Below are 18501 nucleotides of genomic sequence, written 5' to 3' on the forward strand. Positions count from 1 at the left end.
ATGGGTCCTGAGATCTGCACCGAACAGCTTATGGAGGACGCATTTGTTTGCGCTGGTCGCGCAAACCATTCCATATTGATGGAGAAGGTCACCCTGCAAGCCTATGCCAACGGCAATCATGTGGTGGCGTCTCGGCGCGGGCGCGCCTACGGCCGATAGATGAGATTTTGGCGGCCGCGTATATTGTTCGCCGTGTACCCCTGATCGTACCGGACACTTTGGCCGCCCTCGCGCTTGCGGCAACGTCAAATTATCTCGCGACGGCTCCCCGTATCGTCGCCCTGTGGGGCGTCAAGACCATGAACCTCGGGGTATTTCCTCTGCCGTTCGCTATTCCACCGATGACGATGTTTCAATCGTGGCATCTGCGGCTCTCTTCGGACTTCGCCCATCAGTGGTTGCGCGAGTGTATGGCCGCTATCGCGCGAGACGCTGCTTGAGCATTTCCTGAAGGTTCGGCGCACGACTTCGGTCTAGTCCCGCCGATAACGGATAGATTGGGAACATGCAGATGGTGGTGGTTCAACCGTAAGGCGAGCCTGCCATTGCAGCTTTCAGGCCGATGGCGCCCTTGTTGACAATCGCAAGAAAGGCGGCATTTGCTGCCACTGAGTCTCGGCTCTGTCGAAAGGTTCGGTGTCCCTGTATGAAGGCGGCGGTCCACGTTGCCAGCAGCACATTGGCCGCGAAGTAAGCGTCGGAATCTTCGGCTTCGCGCCCTACGCATTCAGCCAGCGCCGCCGTGACGACATGTGCGATCTCGTCGCGTATTCCTCTGGCGCGGGCCTTGAGGGTTTCGCTGCGCTCGATCGTCGCGATGAAGCCTTGGCTTCGCACGGAAAATTCAACGGCGGGATGTCGTTCGGCGATCAGCCGATGCGCGAGCAGTCGGTACGCTTCGATCGGCGCGACGCCGGGGTCGCGCTGCCGAAGGGCTTCTCGCAATACCTCGCGCGCCTCTTCGTCACGATCGAAGAACATGTCTTCCTTGCGGGGGAAGTGGTTGAACACGGTCATTCGCCCGACGTCGGCCGCTGCCGCGATCTCATCCACCGTCACATCATCGAAGCCCCGCTCCAGGAAGAGGCGCGTAGCGGCATTGGAGATACCTTGCCGCGTGGCGAGGCGCTTACGCGATCGGCGATCAGAGAGCATTGACTTATCGTTTTCTTAAAAATATACTCAGTATATGTTTATATCTAGTATTGTCAATCATGCGGTCGAAATTAAGCTGAGGTTGCCGGTGATTGATCTGACGTTGGGCAGATTGCGCATCGGCGGGCGGCGACCGTGAACAAGCCCCTGGTTGTGATCTACACCGCCATTTGTCTCGATGCGGTCGGGATCGGCTTAATCTTTCCCATCCTGCCGCGGCTGATCGAGGACGTGACCCATGCCGGCAACGTTGCGCCCTATCTCGGCGTCCTGACCGCGCTCTACGCAGCCATGCAATTTGTCTTCGCACCGGTGCTCGGCGCATTGAGCGATCGGCTCGGTCGCCGCCCAGTGCTACTGATCTCTCTCGCCGGGGCGGCCATCAATTACTTGGTGATGGCAGTTGCGCCGTACCTCTGGCTGCTGTTTGTCGGCCGCTCCATCGCCGGACTGACCAGCGCCAATATCTCCGTTGCAACCGCCTACATCACCGACGTTTCGCCGGAAGATACACGCGCGCGGCGCTTCGGCCTGTTCAATGCCATGTTCGGCATTGGCTTCATCGTTGGCCCGGTCCTCGGCGGCGTTCTCGGCGACTACTGGCTTAGGCTCCCGTTCATCGCCGCTGCGGTGCTGAACGCGGGCAATCTGTTGCTCGCGCTATTCGTTCTTCCGGAGTCACGCACGCCAAGCCGCAAGAAGATCGACCTCGCCGCGCTTAATCCGCTGCGCCCATTGCGATGGGTGTTCTCGATGAAGGCCTTGATCCCTGTCGTTGCCACCTTTTTCGTCTTAAGCGCCACGGGCGAAGTGTACGGCGTCTGCTGGGCGCTCTGGGGCAATGACGTGTTCCGGTGGAACGGCCTCTGGATCGGTCTGTCGTTGGGGGCCTTCGGTGTCTGCCAGTCGCTGGCGCAGGCCTTTCTGCCCGGCCCCGCCGTCAAGCTGCTTGGAGAGCGCCGGACCGTGCTGACCGGAATCGCTGGAGCCTGCGTCGCGCTGATCGTCATGGCTTTCGCCACGCAAGGCTGGATGGTCTTCGCGATCATGCCGGTCTTTGCCCTCGCGGGCATCGGAACTCCAGCACTGCAGTCCCTTTCTACGCGCCTCGTCGACGACAGCCGGCAGGGCCAGTTGCAGGGAGTCCTGGCGTCGGCCGTCAGCCTTGCATCAATCGTCGGGCCGCTCGTGTTCTCGACCTTCTACTTCGTCGTTCGCGAACACTGGCCGGGGGCGATCTGGCTCTCGGCGGTGGTCGTCAACGCGCTCGCTATCCCCCTCGTGCTCGGCTTGGGGTTTCAAACCGAAAGGAAAACCGCATGAAAGCAGCTCAGTTCAGTGAATATGGAGGCCCGGAGGTCGTTCAGGTTGTCAACGTCGATGAGCCGCACGCCGGTCCCGGGCAAGTCCGGATCGCGGTCCGGGCTGCCGGGGTAAATCCCTCGGACTGGAAACGTCGGGACGGACAATACCGCGCGTTCGAGGAGGTGACTTTTCCCTCGGGCTTTGGCGTCGAGGCGTCGGGCGTTGTGGATGAGGTCGGGCCGGGTGTTTCCAACGTCGCGATCGGAGACGCCGTCTTCGGCTTCGGCGAGAACACGATGGCGCAATATGCGGTTCTCACGCATTGGGCTCAAAAGCCAGAAGATCTGTCGTTCGACGTGGCGGCCGGGCTTCCGGTGATCGTCGACACGGCGACGCGCGCCCTCGATGAAGTTGGCGTGAAAGCCGGTCAAACGCTGCTTGTCAGCGGCGCCGCGGGCGGAATTGGTTCGGCCGTTCTCCAGCTCGCGCGCCTGCGCGGGATCAACGTCATTGGTACGGCGAGCGCGCCGAAGCATGACTATCTGCGCGACCTCGGCGCCATCCCCACGACCTACGGATCAGGACTGGCGGAACGTGTCAGGACGCTTGCGCCGCAGGGCGTCGGCGCCGCCCTCGATCTCGTCGGTTCGGGGGTTATCCCGGAATTGATCGAGATCGTCGGCGATCCTTCACATGTCCTCTCCGTCGCAGATTTCTCGGCCGAGCAATATGGCGCGAAGTTTTCTCATGGGCCTCCAAAGGACCCGGAAAAGATTTTCGCTGATGTGGCACAACTTTGTTCAGAGGGCCTTTTCCGCTTACGTGTGGAACAGACCTATCCGCTTGAGCAAACTGCGGAGGCGCAAGAAGTCAGTGCCAAAGGGCGGGTTACAGGCAAGCTCATTATTTTCATCGACGGCTAGCTGGGCTTTAACGCGCAATTATTTTCGGGTTCGGCAGATTGGGGTTAAGGCGCAGTGGAACGGAAACTGGATTAAGCCTTTTCATGAGTCGGTGACTGCCGGATCTCGTAGGGGTCGCATTCGCGCTTGGCCACGGCATCGGGCATCGAAAACGAATACCGCCCCAGCATGTTAATGTGGCTCGTTCAACAGCGGCGACAGTCGTGCCATGTCTGCTTCCTTGAACACGTAACCTTTTCCCCGCAATTGGTTTTAGGCGGCTTCGCCTCTAAGTAGATCGTGTTCCACAACACAACCATTCGTGCACGCTCGCGATAAGCCGTCTTATCGCAATGGCCCGACTTCCCGCCTGAATTTGCAAATGTGAAAACGGTCGCTCTTTTTGCAGGACGACGCAGTACCGGGTCGCGGCCTCATCTTCAAATGTGTGCCGGTGCGATGGCCGGAAGTGCTGCAACAAGCCGCCATACGGTATTCGCGCTCTTCAACCTTCACCGGCTGTTGACTGAGCGCCTCATCTTTGATGCGAACCAAAAGTGGCGATAGGCAGTAGGGGGTTGTGGTGCTGACGCGGCACATGGCACATGGCGCACGACACTGTATTGCCCAGAATGGCGTGTCCCGAGCGGCGCTCCTCACCGATAAGTCAGCGTCGGCATATAGCAGTTCCGTATGCAAATGCGCATATATCGCGACCAGCCAGCGTCGTGGACAATTTCGTGAGAAGCAGATGAGTTCTGGCGGCGTTCCGACACATTTGATGTAACTCCGATGCACCCCGGTTTCGAAGGCGCAGCGAGCGTCTATCAAAATCCATGTCTGGATCAAAGCGATCACATGGCATGAAAGGTGATGACATCGAGCAACGGCACGCTTGAATACTTGATTCCAAAAAAATATGGCTGTTGAGATGTCGAATACCTCGAGCACCGCGATCGCCACAAGCAGTACCAAACCCTCGCCTTTCAAGCGCATTTTGGTTCGAGCAGTCACCATCTACTCCCAGCGAACTCTATTAGCTAGCCGGCACCAATCGCTTTGCGCTCGCCTTTTCACATGTAATGCAATCAGTCATGGGGCGATCAACGTCGGTTAGGAGTCCAATCATCTTTCACACCCAACCGGCACTTTTGAGCCTCCAGTAAAGGGTAGCGCAACCAGTCACCGTGACAAATAAGGTCACGGGGTAACCCCACATAGTTTTCAACTCCGGCATCCATTCAAAATTCATCCCGTACATACTAAATATCAAAGTTGGCACGGCAAGTATTGCCGCCCAGCCCGCGAGTCGCTTGACCACTTCGTTCTGCCTGACGGACACAAGGGCTAAGTTGACATGCATAGCGTTTGTCAGCATCTCGCGCATATCTTCAGTCGTGGTGATTACCTGATGCGCATGATCCTGGACATCGCGTACGTAGGCGCGCAAATCTTTTGGAATAGTGTCCTCGTGGAACCGAATCAGTTGATTGCATATGTCGTCCATCGGAATGGCGGCATTGCGTAACTTAAGTAGATGACGCCGGAGGTCATACAATTTCTCAACCGCCGCCTGGTCGAAATCGGATGTGAACATGTCCGCCTCGAGCGCATCGAACTGTTCTTCGAACTGACTGACAATTGGGCGGTAGTTGTCGACGACAAAATCAAGCACGGAATACAGCGCATACCCGGGGCCCTTGCTAAGCAGCTTTGGATTTTCCTCGACGCGTGTGCGAATAGCAGCGTAGCTTGAAGAAGCGCCGTGCCTGACTGTCACGAGAAAATTCTTTCCCACAAAAAGGTGGGTTTCGCCGTACTGCACTTCACCATCCACCAATTGTGCGGTTTTGATGACAATGAAAAGCGAATCGCCATACACCTCGATTTTGGGACGCTGGTGGGCGGTGAGTGCATCCTCGATTGCGAGGTCATGCAAGCCAAACTCTTCCTGAATCTTTCGCAAGAAAGTGTCATCAGGCTGCCAGAGGCCAACCCAGACGAAAGTGTCAGGTTCTTTTACAACCTCACTGATATCGTCGATGGTGACGTCGCTTAAACGCTTACCTGCTCGGTAAGCAACGCTGTTGACGACCATGGCCATCGGTTTCTCCTTTACATCGTCTCGTTTCATTTGGGGGATCACTGAAGGTTTAGTTAAGGCGCTCAAAGAATCGAGATTGACGGCTCCTGATAGTACATGTCCAACAGCCAATCTGTCCTTGGTGATGGAAGCCTCTATCCTGTTGCCGCGTTTGGCGATCGCTTGGTCTGGCTGATCTTTATTGTTGCTTCCTATGCGCATATCGAAGCGCTCATCCGCCACCCACCGAGTCGGACGCGCCCGGTCGGGCTCATGACGGCAAGCAGCGAGACGCTACGGCTCGGGCGTCGAAAAAATCAGCAGCGTACGCGCTAGCGCTCTTCAACGCACCGGTGATCGGCGTAATCAATCTGTATTAATCCGCGAGGCTGAGCGCTAGCGGATCTTCGGGGCGCTGGCGAAGAAGCGTCCACGGCAAGCCGTCGTTATGATCCGGCGAACAGTTTTTTTTCCGAAGCAGAGGTCGTGGCGCTCGCGCAGTTTTCGCAACCCAGCGTGGGACCAACCTTGCTGTAGCTACTTTTTCAGTATTACCTTGTAAATGCCCATCCATGCAATAACGATCTAAAGAAGCGCCGTTTGCCGCCGTAGACCATTGATGTAGCAGTGCACCCCGCCCAAAAAGTAGGCCACGCAATGCCAATCAAATCTAGGAAATTAAATAGATGAAACCGTTTTCGCTACAGGGTAATCGCGGCGCTGGCTTTATTCCCGAAGGGGGCGCCAAAGCCCACGCCAAGACTACAGTCAAGGCCGCCGGCAGGAGCGGCCGGTCGTTGTCCGTCGGGGCGTCGCTTCGTGTGGCGTTTTCGCTGCTGCTAGTCGGCACGCTCGCCATTGGCGTGATCGCGTTGACACAGATCAACCGCCTTAACAGTTCAACCGATTCGATTTATCGCGAGGGTTATGTCGCTAACCGTGCTGTCGAAGAACTACGCAGCGCCGTGCTGCGCGCGAGCCGCTCGCAAAAGATGCTGATTACGGCGACGACTGCGAAGGAACGCGACGAACTCGGCACCGACATCGAGCACGCGCTCGCCGATATCGGTCGGGAGCAACAGGACCTGCAAGGGTACGCAGACCCGTCGGGCGACCAGAAGCGTCTGGCGTCCGGCGTTGGGGCCTGGAGCGCCGATCTGCGGGCCTTTGTGAAGTTGGTGAAGGAACAGCCGCTCGATCTGTCGCAGATGAACTGGCAAGTGGGTATCCAGGACGTCTCGCTGCTGGTGGCGACGGGAAAACTCGAAAAGCTCGTCAATGTGCTCATCGAGCAACGTGGCGTCGCGGCGAAAGCGACCATCGATTCGGCGGCGTCCATCTATCACGCATCTTTTGTGATGGTGGCCGCGTTGACCCTGTTGCTGATCGTACTAGCGGTCTCGGTCAGCGAATGGGTCGTGCGGCGGCTTGCCAAACAACTTGGCGGCGAACCCGTCTACGCGGTGGAAATCGCGAGCCGGATCGCCGCAGGCGATCTGTCCAACCAAATTGCGCTCGCCAAACGCGATAACACTAGCTTGCTCCATGCGCTCTCGGGCATGCAGCATGATTTATCAACGACAGTCGGCGAAATCGCGGCCAGCGCGGAAGCGATCGCATCGGCGTCCAACGAAATCTCGCAGGGCAATGTGGATTTGTCGCAGCGCACGGAACAGCAGGCGGTCGCGCTTGAAAGGACGGCTTCGAGCATGGAGGAATTGACGTCCACCGTACGCCAAAACGCTGATAACGCGAAGCAGGCGAGCGCGCTGGCTTACAACGCATCGGAGATTGCGGAGAAGGGGGGCGTGGTGGTCGGACGAGTGGTGGCGACCATGGAGCAGATCAATTCGAGCGCGAAGAGCATTGGCGACATCATCGGGGTGATCGAAGGCATTGCATTCCAGACGAATATTCTTGCGCTCAACGCTGCCGTGGAGGCGGCACGGGCAGGTGAAGAGGGGCGTGGATTCGCGGTCGTCGCGGGGGAAGTGCGAAACCTCGCGCAACGTTCGTCGGCCGCGGCGAAGGAGATTAAGGGCTTGATCCATGCATCGGTCGCGCGTGTTTCCGATGGCTCGACCTTCGCTCACGAAGCTGGCGCGACTATGGAAGAAGTCGTGAAGGCGGTCAAGCGCGTGACGGACATCATGGAGGAAATTTCGGCGGCATCTGCGGAGCAGAGCAGCGGCCTTGAGGAAATCAATCACGCCGTTACGCAGATGGACGCGGGCACGCAGCAAAACGCGGCGCTGGTCGAGCAGGCGACTGCAGCGGCGCAGTCGCTCGACGACCAAGCCCATGCATTGAAACATCTGGTCGGAAAGTTTCAACTCGTTTGATGTTGTGTGCGGCTGTTTTCCTGAGCCTAGAGGATGCTGCGGGTGTCGCGGTAAAGTGGCGGAGCGCGCAACAGCGATGTGTTGCGGATAGCTTACCTGACCAACGAATTTGGAACCGCTTTTGTCGGTAATTACCGTTTCGGCTACGCTTTTTCGCGGGTCAATCTGTGTCGTGGGGTAGTGATCTTTCGTGGCAATTTTTGGCGGTTAGTGTACGGACCGTACTTATCGGGATGCCTCGAACCTCACACCATTTGAATCAGAAAAATGTGGTAATCGCGACAGGGGCGACTCTGTCGCCTTGCTCGAACGGCTATCACAGGCGAGGCTAGCATCGCCATTGCCGGCGCGACCAGCTCAGGCAATCGACGTGCACTGTTGCTGCGCCTCTCGTCGTGATTTACATCGGTTGAGCAAAATGGACGGACCTTATCACGGCTTCGTTATCGCCCGTCGGAATGCCTTGAGTGTCTCGGCGCTTACATAATGCTCTATGCCTTCGGCATCGAGCCGAGCCGTTTCCGCACTCACGCCTAGCGATCGAAGAAAGTCCTCGACGATCTGATGGCGCACTCGGCTTCGGTGCGCGACCTCACGACCTGCATCGGTCAGAAAAACGCCTCGATAGGGCTTCCGAGAGATCAGACCCTTCTCCGACAAACGGGCAAGCATCTTAGCGACGGTCGGCTGCGCTACGCCGAGCCGCGCAGCGATGTCAACCTGCCGCGCCTCATGGCCGTCATCGATTAAATCGGCTATCAGCTCGACATAGTCCTCGACCAAAGCCATCCGACTCGCCTCACGCGTCTGGCGGAACGCTTCCGAATGCCTATCGGCGTCAATCAGCGGTTTCTCACGCGGCGCAAACTGACGCATATGTTTGGTGTCCTTGCCGATGTTTTTGATTTGCCAATGCAACGTCTTTTAGCTTTTATAGCACATGCTTAAATTTCTTCACCAAGGGCTAACCCCACATTGGCGAATCCGTGCCCTCGGTGAGATATGGATCGGCCGGCCCGAGGTGCGACTCGCTTCGCTAAATAAGTATAGCAAAGGGTATATAGTAGAGACATATCGTAGAAACGGCGGTCGCCGGCAACTTTGCGAAATTCATCGGGAAACTTAAATGTCAGATCCGAGGAGCACTTCGAATTCCCGATCCGCCTGGAAATTTTCCAGGCCGGACGAGGATTTTCAGCCAAGTCTGCGCGAAGTTAATGCTTCGATCCACGTGCCCCAGGGCGGCCATTGGATAAGGCGGTTGCTTGCATTCATGGGTCCCGGTTATATGATCTCGGTCGGCTACATGGATCCCGGCAATTGGGCGACTGATTTAGCTGGTGGCGCGCAGTTTGGTTACACCCTGCTTTCGGTCATTCTGCTGTCGAATTTGATGGCAATTTTGTTGCAGGCGCTATCGGCGCGGCTTGGTATTGTGACGGGGCGCGACCTTGCTCAGGCGTGCCGCGACCATTATTCGCGCCCTGTCAACATCATGCTCTGGCTTGCGTGTGAAATTGCGATTGTTGCGTGTGATCTGGCGGAAGTCATTGGTACGGCCATCGCATTGCAGTTGTTGTTCGGCATCCCCCTTGTAGCCGGAGCACTGCTCACCGCACTCGATGCTTTTCTATTGTTGCTGTTGATGAACAGAGGCTTTCGGTTTCTCGAGGCTTTTGTCATTGCCCTTCTGGTTGTGATTGCGGTCTGCTTCGGCATTCAAATCTTTGCGGCGGCACCCCCGGTCGCGGCGGTACTGCACGGTTTCATTCCGAAAGCCGAGATCGTGACCAATCACGAGATGCTCTACGTGGCGATCGGCATTATCGGCGCCACGGTGATGCCGCATAACCTTTATCTTCATTCATCGATCGTGCAGACCCGGTCCTACGAACGAAACGATGCTGGTCGGCGCGACGCAATCAAGTGGGCCGTGGCCGATAGCACGATTGCGCTTATGCTCGCTTTGTTTATAAACGCGGCGATCCTTATTGTGGCCGCTGCGGCCTTTCATGGCAGCGGACATACCGACGTCGCTGAGATTGGCCAGGCATTCAAGCTGTTGTCCCCGCTCCTGGGCCTTGGAATCGCGTCGACCCTCTTCGCAATCGCGCTGCTTGCATCGGGTATCAATTCGACGGTGACCGCGACGCTGGCAGGACAGATTGTGATGGAAGGTTTCTTGCGCCTTCGCATCCCGAACTGGGCTCGCCGTTTGCTTACCCGCGGCATCGCCATCGTTCCTGTAGTGATAGTCACCGCAATTTATGGTGAAAAGGGCACTGCTCAACTCCTCGTATTAAGCCAAGTCGTTCTATCGATGCAACTGCCGTTCGCGATCATTCCACTCGTACGGTTCGTAACCGATCGACAAAAGATGGGGAAGTTTGTGGTCCCCAAGTTGATCACAGCTTTGTCATGGGCCGTAGGCGGAATCATCCTTGTCTTGAACTTCAAGTTGTTATATGACACGTTATTAAGTTGATGAATATTGAAGACGTTCGACGCCAGACCTCATTCGGGTCATTAGACAAAGCGCGAGGCGGCTATCACAACACATTCATGCCGAAAGCCCGGGCGTCTGGTGATGAGCGATCGCATATTGACTCCAGCCGAGGACCTCTATTAATTTTGGCATGCATGTGCGGTGCGTGGGCGTTGTCTTTACTTCAAAAAGAAACGGGCTACCGTCCATTTTTGAGAACATGCGCAACGCGATCGCCAAGCGGAAACCTATGGGCCGTTCCGGTAGGGCGGTCACGGGTTTCGGTCCGTCGATCGCCAACGACCGGAATCGCTAGCCACATTCACGGCAATGTGCAGTCGCAGCGCACGTCGTGCCTCCTTGCATACCTGCAGCACAGCAACCAGAGAATCATCAACACGACGGCGCGACCCAGCCAAAATGATTCAGACGCGCTCAACCTAGAATATTTTTTCGCCTGACTGCATCCGACCCGATTCTTCGCGTGTAGTACCAGCAACCGCCCCTTATGCGGTTGATTCTCAACCCGCCACACCCACGCGTTGCTCTTGTCGGAGAAAGAACATGAATCATCACTCGTTGCTCCAGTCATCCGTTGCCGTCACGCTAGTCGCCGCAGGGCTGCTTTCCGGTTGCAGCGCGATGGACACACACTCACCGAGCTTTTCGCAAGATTCTTTGCCCGACTCCGTTAAAGTCCCTGCAGGGCATAAAGTCGCGATGGAAACCGTGGGCATGGGCGAAATAACCTACGAGTGTAAGGACAAGGCCAATGCTCCCGGCACCGTGGAATGGACGTTTATCGGGCCCAAGGCCGCGTTGAAAGATCGGTCCGGCAAGCAGGTCGGCACCTACTATGGGCCGCCCGCAACGTGGGAGGCGAAGGACGGGTCCAAACTGACCGGCACGCAGCAGGCAATCGCTCCGTCCGGCCCGGGGAACCTGCCGTTTCAGTTGGTCAAGGCGAACCCCGCCACGGGTACGGGCGCGATGAGCGGCGTGGCGTATATCCAGCGCGTCGCGCTCACCGGCGGCGTTGCGCCGAAGTCCCCCTGCGCCGCTGAAACACGCGGCCGTCGCGACACAGTTGCCTACCAGGCAGACTACATTTTCTGGAAGGCAGAATAAGCCAGCAGCCCGTAATCGAAAGCATCGTGTAATATCCGATTGCGATGCTTTCTTTTATTCGACCTGCCTAAATCATCATCCATGCCTATACCGGTGACCGAGTTTGATTACGAAGCAGCCGTTACAGGGTGCGCCGCCGGAAACCACGAAGCGTTGCATCGCTTATATGAACAGGAAGGCGCCCGACTGCTCGGCGTCGCGCATAGGTTGGTTCGAGACATGGCGTTGGCAGAAGACGTTGTCCACGACGCCTTCGTCAATATATGGACGCATGCGGGCACCTTCAATGTGACTAAAGGTGCCGCGCGGGGCTGGATGTATAGCATTACGCGGCATCTCGCGTTCAATTCGATCCGAAAGCATCGCCGGGAAATCGAGGTCGATGAGAGCACTAAAGTCGCCATCGATGCGCGCGAATCGCTCGAAGCATGGCATGACATCACCGATGCCTTTGTCTGGAAGAGCAGTGCAGGGCGCATTGGTCCCTGTCTCGAGCGGCTTGAACCCGTCAGGCGAAACTGCATTTTGCACGCGTATGTTGATGGACTCTCGCACAGCGAAATTGCCAGTCGCGTCGGCGCGCCCTTAGGCACGGTCAAGGCTTGGATCAAGCGCAGCCTCCAAGCCTTGAAGGAGTGCCTCGCGTGAGCATTGACACTTCTTCCTCCGATGGTCCTGACCTCGATGAATTGGCGGGCGAGTATGTTCTGGGCACCTTATCGACGGCGCAGCACGAAGATGTCAGCAAGCGAATGCTCACCGACCCGGCGTTACGCGCTGCGGTGCAAGAGTGGGAAGCGCGCCTGCTGCCGCTTACGTCGATGACTGATCCTGTCGAACCCTCGACACGGCTGTGGCACCGCATCGAGCGCAGCGTCGATTTCGTCGAGCATGAGGCTGCTGCGCGCACTACCGTGCCTGCATCCCAAACCAGCCGACTGACCCTCTGGCGCGACCTGATGTTCTGGCGCGGCATGTCAGCCGCAGGTTTCGCTGTTGCCGCAATTTTCGGCTCGCTGCTGCTGATACGGCAGAACACGCCGCCGACAGTACCCAAATACATGGTCGTGCTGGTCGCGCCGCAAGACAAGGCGCCGGGCTGGGTCATTCAGGTGAGCGCAGATCGCGAACTACAACTGATTCCGTTGGGAAGCGTCGAGCTGCCGAGCGATCGCGCGTTGCAGTTCTGGACCAAGGGCGACGGCTGGAGTGCGCCGATATCGCTGGGTATGGTCAAGCAAGGCGCGACTTTGCGCGTCCCGGTGAGCAAGTTGCCATCGGTGCAAAAAAATCAGTTGTTCGAGCTCACGCTGGAGCCGCTTTCGGGTTCTCCAACGGGACGACCGTCCGGGCCTGTGGAGTTTATCGGCAGGGCCGCTCAAATAATGTAGCCTGGAGGAGGTGTTAATTTGACGGCTATGGCGTTGATATCATCGGCAGTAACAATGTGTTCTACCCGCCTACGAAAAAGGACTTTTCAAGTTGAGCCAGCGCGATTCTTTCCGCGCTCGAAACACGGCTTGCAATGCCTAGAAATCCACCTGCAGCCTCGGCAATTGCCCGAGCTCAAGTCGCAGCGTTGCGCCGCTTGCCGTCACCGAAATATTGCGGGAGTCGGACCAAAAACGCTTTAAGGCTTACGTGAGATTTCCGTGGACCTGTAACACGTTAATTGGGACGTTTAGGGTTATATGGTCGTTCACGCCTAGAAGCCGTCGAACGTCCTGAACGGCAGCTTCTCTATGTAAATGCCGGTCCACGCTGCCGCTGAGTGTTATCCAACCGTTTTCCACATAGACCCCGACCGCGTCGGAGGAACGGAGACGTCCCAGGCCAGCCGATTTACGATCGCCGCTGCAATGTCGTCGTCCCTGCGCTTCGCGTCAAAGGCAAGGTGGACTTGGATGTTGTCCGCAACCGCCTCGACACCCTTCAGGCGCAGCGCAGCCGCATCGGAGGGATGTTTTTCCGCAAACGATGCAACGTGCCGGTCAACGTGACGATGCTGGCTGCCGTAACGCCGACATATGCAGCGGTGACGCTCGGTTCCTAGGCAAGTTCGGGTAGAACAGCCTTTTGTAGCTCGCTGTCATTGACTATGAACGCCATGATGTCTCCGGGACCGATCAGGAATGCTTGGAGAATGCAATAAATGATGTTGCTGATGATAGAAGCCGTCGTGCGGTTTCGATAGAGTCGGAAACTACTCAACACATAGCAGCATGCCGCGTGGACGCCAACTAGGGATTGTCGGACGCCGGCGACCAAAGACCGCATCGCCAATGTCTGCATTCGTTGACCCAGGTCAAGCCGAACCTCGTCGGCAAGTCTACACTCTGATCGTTAGAAAGCTCGTTTTCGCGCAAAAGGGGATTGACGTTGAGAGCATTCTTGTATCACGGACCCGGCGGAAGAAGCTCTCCAGAGTGGAAGGCGGGGAAGAGCATACCAAGCCGCCGGACATTTCCCGAGATGTGATCGACCACGCGATATTTCGAAAGGCTTCCGCTCTTTTTGCAGGCGGCTGAGCAAAAGGCAGAAATGTTCGTGACAAAGCGATCAAAGTGTTCGACGGCACCGGTGCTGTCATCCACACCGCCGTTGTAGCATCGATCTCTCGGATACTGGTTGCCGCCCTCGGCATCGGTATCCTTTGCCGTTAGCTGCTGTGGCCGGCTTTTTTATTAATTGCCTCTGCCTCACCCAAAGATGGCGGCATGAAAGAATGTGTTGCTAATTGATGTGAGTAAGCGGGGGATAACTTGTGTATTTAAGGGTTTCGATGGACATGGCTGACCGTACGGAGACGCGGCGGCAGATGACTCGTTTCGCGTTGCGAAAGGCCCTATCGGATTCCGCTGCCTTACGGTTCCAAGTGTGTCGGCGTGACAGCTCGATCGGCGACTGTCCCCAAGATGCGTCGCACTCGATCAAAGTCAACAGGCTTGACTAGGTAATGATCGATTCCAGCCTTCAACCCAAGCTGTCGATCTGTTTCGTGGCCATATCCAGTAATTGCGACAAGAACCGTGTGGTCGAGGCTCGGTTGTTCTCTGATCCGCGATGCAACCTCGTAGCCGTTAAGCCCGGGCAAGCCTATGTCGAGAAGCACTACGTCAGGTCGAAATTCGGAGGCGGCTCGAAGTGCGCTATTGCCATCGTGCTCCGTCCTCACGGCATGCCCGAGCATTCCCACCAGCATCGCCATACTCTCTGCCGTGTCGACGTTGTCATCCACTACGAGAATACGCAATGCGGTCGATGATTCGATACTTGATTCGGTCACCGGCAACGCGAGCTTTGCTGACGATATTGCGATGGGCATGCGTATCACAAATTCCGTCCCTTCGTTCAAGACGCTATGAACGGCGATGATCCCATCGTGCATTTCCACGATACGTTTTACCAACGCAAGGCCGATCCCCAGTCCACCGCGGGAGCGTGCAAGGGACCGTTCTGCTTGTGTGAAGAGTTCGTAAATATGAGGTAGTAATTCCTGAGCTATGCCGACGCCGCTATCTTTTATGCGCACGACGCAATACGTCTCCTCAACCTCGACCGACAATGCTATTGTGCCGCCTTCATCCGTGTATTTGGCCGCGTTTGCTAGAAGGTTGACCATCGCCTGTTCGAGCCGCGATGCATCTCCGTTGATCCATATTAGGTTCTCGCCAAGCGACACCGAGACTATGTGGCGCCGTTGTTCAATCAGCGGTTGAGTTGTCTCGAGGGCTCGACCCAAGATTTCCTGGATGGTCACGCGCTCAATCCTCAAGCGCACCCGTCCGGTCGTAATCCTCGACACTTCGACCAAATCATCGACCAGTCGCGTCAACTGAACGAGTTGCCGCTCGATGATGACGCACGCACGGTCCATTGTTGCGTCTTTGATTTCGTGGTGGCGCAGGAGCCGGACAGCGTTGGTGATAGGAGCAAGGGGGTTGCGGAGCTCATGGCTGAGCATCGCAAGAAACTCATCCTTCTTATGGTGCAATTCTGTAAGCGCTGCTGCCTGCTGCTTCAGAACGTCTTGCATGCGCAATCGATCGCTGATATCACGGATATTGCATTGAGCGATCGGCTGGCCGGCGACCAAGTAAACATTACTGATGAATTCCACCTCGGCCGGCTTTCCTGCAATGGTCTTCAGCGGGAGACTATCGTAACGGACATACCCGTATTGCTGCAGATGCGTGTAGGTGGCCTGACTTGCTTCTTTGTCGGCAAAGAACCCGATTTCCCAGAGCTCTTTCCCGACCAGCGCACCGTGGGAATAACCAAGAAGATCAGCGATGTAGCGATTGGCATCGACGATGACAAGCGTCTGAGCATCAAGAATGAGGATGCCGTCTTTGGCCGTCTCGAACAGTCGTCGATAACGCAATTCAGAGTCTCGTAATGCGCGCTCCGCCGTCTGACGTTCCGAGACGTCTTCAATAATCACTAAAATCAGATCTTCTGTCTGGCCGAACAAGCTGAGAGCCGTGGCACTCACTTGCATCGTGCGTTTGCCTAGGGAGGGAAAGAAATCCTCGACGAGACAGCGTCGGCTCCCCGGCTGGCCTTGTATAAGCCCCTCCAAAACCCCGGCAACATCGATTTTGGCCCACTGACCGTTTCCTAATGCATCTAGCTTGACCCCGAGCGTCTCTGCAGCCGTGACACCGAAGGTATGATAAAAATCAGGGTTTGCTGCATTAATGCTTAGATCAGTATTCAAAACCAAAAGCGGGAAAGGTAGCGAATCGATTACGCTCTGCGCCGCGCTGTGTTTTTCCGCGAAAATAGAATTTTGATTTCTTGACCGGATCTCCTCTGCAAAGACTAAAAGTCCCGTGGCTACCCCTTGAGGCGGGTTCAAATCGATTGCGCTGCCAATCACGTATTTTGACAAGCCGCTCTTGGTCGAAACTGCTCCACCGATCGACCGCGAATTGCATTCTGGTGAAATCTTCCTGGAGATTTCGAACAACCCCACAGGGTCATTTTCCGTTGCAAAAACGTGCTGCAGTGTTCTACCGCGCGCGTCTGCAACACTCCACTCAGTCAGGCTCTCTGCTTGCGCGTTCATCCAAAGCACACGTCCCGTAACGTCAACAGTAATAACCGAATCGAACGGGATTAGGTCGGGATGCCCCGGTCTCCCGAAGTCATAGGCCACCGGCGGCTGACGATCTATGTTCATTCAAAATTCCATAATGTGTTGCCGCGCGGGTGCCATTGACCCGTAGCTCGTTAAAAAACACGGCGATGCAAGTAGCAAAGGATTGACTGCCACGCTATTGTGCTGCGCGTGTAAATGAGGTGGTGTACCAAGCGCGCTCAACGCAGGAACACTAAGGGTGATGCGCCAATTGCTGTTCGAGTCCTAATGGAGAGCAGCGGATGTATGTATTCGGTAGACGCCGTAAAGTTTGATGTGATGTTGCGGCCGACTAATGCATTCTGCATCAAGTTATATTCCCTTTCAAATGTATTCACAAGAAATAATGTGTATCTGATGTGCCCTTGTTTCGAATGAAATGGTGTTTCGATAAAGCGCTGGTTGCAACATTGTTTGCGTGCCTTTTAGTGTCCAAGTTTCAATGCAGATTTATTCCAGAACTCGCAACCGCGGGCCAGGGCCGACTGACGCATCGCTACCTGTACAGGACCCCTGTGTGCTGGCAGTTGACGAAATCATAAGCGGAAGCAATCATCGCCTTTTTCGCTCTATCCGATGACCTGCCGGATTCGAAAGCGTATATCCCTCTAATCTCCTGATTTGCCGAATTTCTGCTATTTAAACCCTTAAAGGTTTTTTACCTATTCGCAGACGCGCCGGTCGCGCGTCCAGACCCACATGGTGCGCTTCCAATGCGACGTCGTATGTGCTTTCAGACGCGACGTGTCGGCGCCGCCGATCGGAATCTTCCGTCGAATACCAAGGCAGGCCGGCTTCAAAAATAAGGCTGATAGCGGTTGCATGGTCACCGCAGGACTTCCGGCAATAAATTCTGTTGAGGCATCTGCTGAATAAAATAAATCGGCAGCGACACCTGCGGAACAACTAGGCGAAAGCCACAATCAGTCCTAGTTACCACATGCGAATTGAGATCGGCAATAAATACTGAAAAAGTAGCACGTTAGGTTAATCGCTGATCCGAGGACAGGGCCATGAACACTACAAATGATTCCGCCAACTCAATCCGGGAAATCAACCTTTCGTACGTTCTGCTTGCGCAGAAAATGCTACGTTTGGACCGTGCGGGAAGCGAGGTGCGACTCGGCGTGACAGGACGTGTGGCGGATATTCTTGTTGACTTGACGATGGCTCAGACTGTAAAGCTCTCTACAGCGCCTCACCTGCTCTGCGCTTTTCGGTTCGATGAACAGTCCATATTATCGTCGCTGCTTCGTGCGGATGAGCAGATCAAAGTTACGCCTGCGGAGTCAAAACTGCCGTTTGCCGTAAGCCGAGGGGCAGCGTTGTCCGTGTGAATAGTTTCGAATGATGTCGAGGCCAACGCGGGGATGTGATGGATGACGAGTTGCCATTGTTTCGTGATGCCGAGCTGAGCGCGCAGGCAGTCGTTCTGCTCAAACCGTCATCTCGATTCGCGTTGCGCAGAGAAAAAGCTTACCGCGAGAGCTCCCGGTTGATTCGCTTGAGCGGGAAGCGGCCGTGCTCGGGTTAGCCAAAGACATTGAGCGGCTGTTAGCAGGCGAGAGCGATCAATCCCAGTGTTAAACGTCGTGGCCGGCAGCCCGGGGCGTGCAATAGAGGCGACAGAGGTCCGGCGTAGTTTGGGCGGGTCGGACCTCGACGCGCGCAGGAACGACAGGCTAGTACTGGGGTGCGACCGTTTTCGGCCTCCATCAAAGCTTTCTCGCCGTCGTCCGCCGGGCCAGCCGGCGGCATCGCCTCATTGTCCGAGGTTGGGGCATTTGCTGCGTTGCACGGGTGTGACCTGCTTACATGATGTGGCGAGCCAGGATGCGTTTTGACGATCCGGCTGCCGCGTCATAAGATGCCGCGAGGGAATGAAGCATTGACAGCGCATGCGCAGAAAAACCTGCGTGGCAGCGATTCAAAGGCTCAGACATATGTGGACACGCCGA

At 56.2% G+C, this 18501-nt stretch carries 14 protein-coding genes and 1 pseudogene; 9 read left to right on the top strand and 6 right to left on the bottom strand.

What is annotated here, in order from left to right:
- Window positions 1–522: 522 nt before the first annotated feature.
- Entirely contained in the window at window positions 523–1155 is a 633-nt protein-coding gene (locus AXG89_RS23260; protein WP_062172768.1) for a TetR/AcrR family transcriptional regulator, read from the bottom strand.
- 135 nt (window positions 1156–1290) lie between these two features.
- On the opposite strand from AXG89_RS23260, the gene AXG89_RS23265 reads away from it, so the two are divergent.
- Both AXG89_RS23265 and AXG89_RS23270 read left to right on the top strand, forming a co-directional pair.
- Window positions 1291–2478 (top strand): TCR/Tet family MFS transporter, encoded by a 1188-nt coding sequence (locus AXG89_RS23265; protein ID WP_062172770.1) that lies wholly within the window; start codon window positions 1291–1293, stop codon window positions 2476–2478.
- Complete coding sequence (locus AXG89_RS23270) at window positions 2475–3383, top strand: NADP-dependent oxidoreductase (protein WP_062172772.1); 909 nt, start codon at window positions 2475–2477, stop codon at window positions 3381–3383. The genes AXG89_RS23265 and AXG89_RS23270 overlap by 4 nt, the downstream gene beginning before the upstream one ends.
- A 71-nt stretch (window positions 3384–3454) precedes the next feature.
- Here AXG89_RS23270 and AXG89_RS43145 read toward each other — a convergent pair.
- Window positions 3455–3682: pseudogene (locus AXG89_RS43145) on the bottom strand (Tn3 family transposase); the annotation flags it as partial.
- An 812-nt stretch (window positions 3683–4494) separates the two neighbouring features.
- Window positions 4495–5466 (bottom strand): magnesium/cobalt transporter CorA, encoded by a 972-nt coding sequence (gene corA / locus AXG89_RS23280; protein ID WP_062172773.1) that lies wholly within the window; start codon window positions 5464–5466, stop codon window positions 4495–4497.
- 665 nt (window positions 5467–6131) lie between these two features.
- Between corA and AXG89_RS23290 the strand changes: the two genes are divergently transcribed.
- The gene (locus AXG89_RS23290) at window positions 6132–7787 is read left to right on the top strand and encodes a methyl-accepting chemotaxis protein (RefSeq protein ID WP_062172777.1); all 1656 of its coding nucleotides are present in this window, start codon (window positions 6132–6134) and stop codon (window positions 7785–7787) included.
- 432 nt (window positions 7788–8219) lie between these two features.
- On the opposite strand, the gene mntR is transcribed toward AXG89_RS23290, so the two are convergent.
- On the bottom strand, window positions 8220–8663 hold the full coding sequence (gene mntR / locus AXG89_RS23295; RefSeq protein ID WP_062172779.1) for a manganese-binding transcriptional regulator MntR: 444 nt from the start codon (window positions 8661–8663) through the stop codon (window positions 8220–8222).
- A gap of 250 nt (window positions 8664–8913) precedes the next feature.
- Between mntR and AXG89_RS23300 the strand changes: the two genes are divergently transcribed.
- The 4 genes from AXG89_RS23300 (at window position 8914) to AXG89_RS23315 (ending at window position 12791) form a co-directional block, all read left to right on the top strand.
- Entirely contained in the window at window positions 8914–10272 is a 1359-nt protein-coding gene (locus tag AXG89_RS23300) for an Nramp family divalent metal transporter (RefSeq protein WP_062172781.1), read from the top strand.
- A gap of 642 nt (window positions 10273–10914) precedes the next feature.
- Window positions 10915–11400 carry a DUF3455 domain-containing protein gene (locus AXG89_RS23305; RefSeq protein ID WP_062174046.1) on the top strand — a complete coding sequence of 162 codons (486 nt, stop codon included), beginning with the start codon at window positions 10915–10917 and terminating at the stop codon, window positions 11398–11400.
- A gap of 81 nt (window positions 11401–11481) precedes the next feature.
- Complete coding sequence (locus tag AXG89_RS23310) at window positions 11482–12048, top strand: sigma-70 family RNA polymerase sigma factor (protein WP_062172783.1); 567 nt, start codon at window positions 11482–11484, stop codon at window positions 12046–12048.
- On the top strand, window positions 12045–12791 hold the full coding sequence (locus AXG89_RS23315) for an anti-sigma factor (RefSeq protein ID WP_062172785.1): 747 nt from the start codon (window positions 12045–12047) through the stop codon (window positions 12789–12791). The genes AXG89_RS23310 and AXG89_RS23315 overlap by 4 nt, the downstream gene beginning before the upstream one ends.
- Before the next feature lie 246 nt (window positions 12792–13037).
- Here the strand turns inward: AXG89_RS23315 and AXG89_RS44735 are convergent, their stop codons facing one another.
- Complete coding sequence (locus AXG89_RS44735) at window positions 13038–13232, bottom strand: BON domain-containing protein (RefSeq protein ID WP_082771574.1); 195 nt, start codon at window positions 13230–13232, stop codon at window positions 13038–13040.
- Between the two features lie 68 nt (window positions 13233–13300).
- Here AXG89_RS44735 and AXG89_RS42295 point away from each other — a divergent pair, with 68 nt between their 5' ends.
- Window positions 13301–13453 (top strand): hypothetical protein, encoded by a 153-nt coding sequence (locus tag AXG89_RS42295; RefSeq protein ID WP_162916112.1) that lies wholly within the window; start codon window positions 13301–13303, stop codon window positions 13451–13453.
- An 810-nt stretch (window positions 13454–14263) separates the two neighbouring features.
- On the opposite strand, the gene AXG89_RS23335 is transcribed toward AXG89_RS42295, so the two are convergent.
- Window positions 14264–16585 (bottom strand): PAS domain-containing hybrid sensor histidine kinase/response regulator, encoded by a 2322-nt coding sequence (locus AXG89_RS23335; protein WP_062172790.1) that lies wholly within the window; start codon window positions 16583–16585, stop codon window positions 14264–14266.
- A 971-nt stretch (window positions 16586–17556) separates the two neighbouring features.
- On the opposite strand from AXG89_RS23335, the gene AXG89_RS23340 reads away from it, so the two are divergent.
- Window positions 17557–17880: a flagellar transcriptional regulator FlhD gene (locus AXG89_RS23340; protein WP_062172791.1), complete on the top strand. Its 324-nt coding sequence runs from the start codon at window positions 17557–17559 to the stop codon at window positions 17878–17880.
- The last annotated feature ends 621 nt before the right edge of the window (window positions 17881–18501 follow it).

The organism is Burkholderia sp. PAMC 26561, from assembly GCF_001557535.2.
Lineage (GTDB): Bacteria > Pseudomonadota > Gammaproteobacteria > Burkholderiales > Burkholderiaceae > Caballeronia.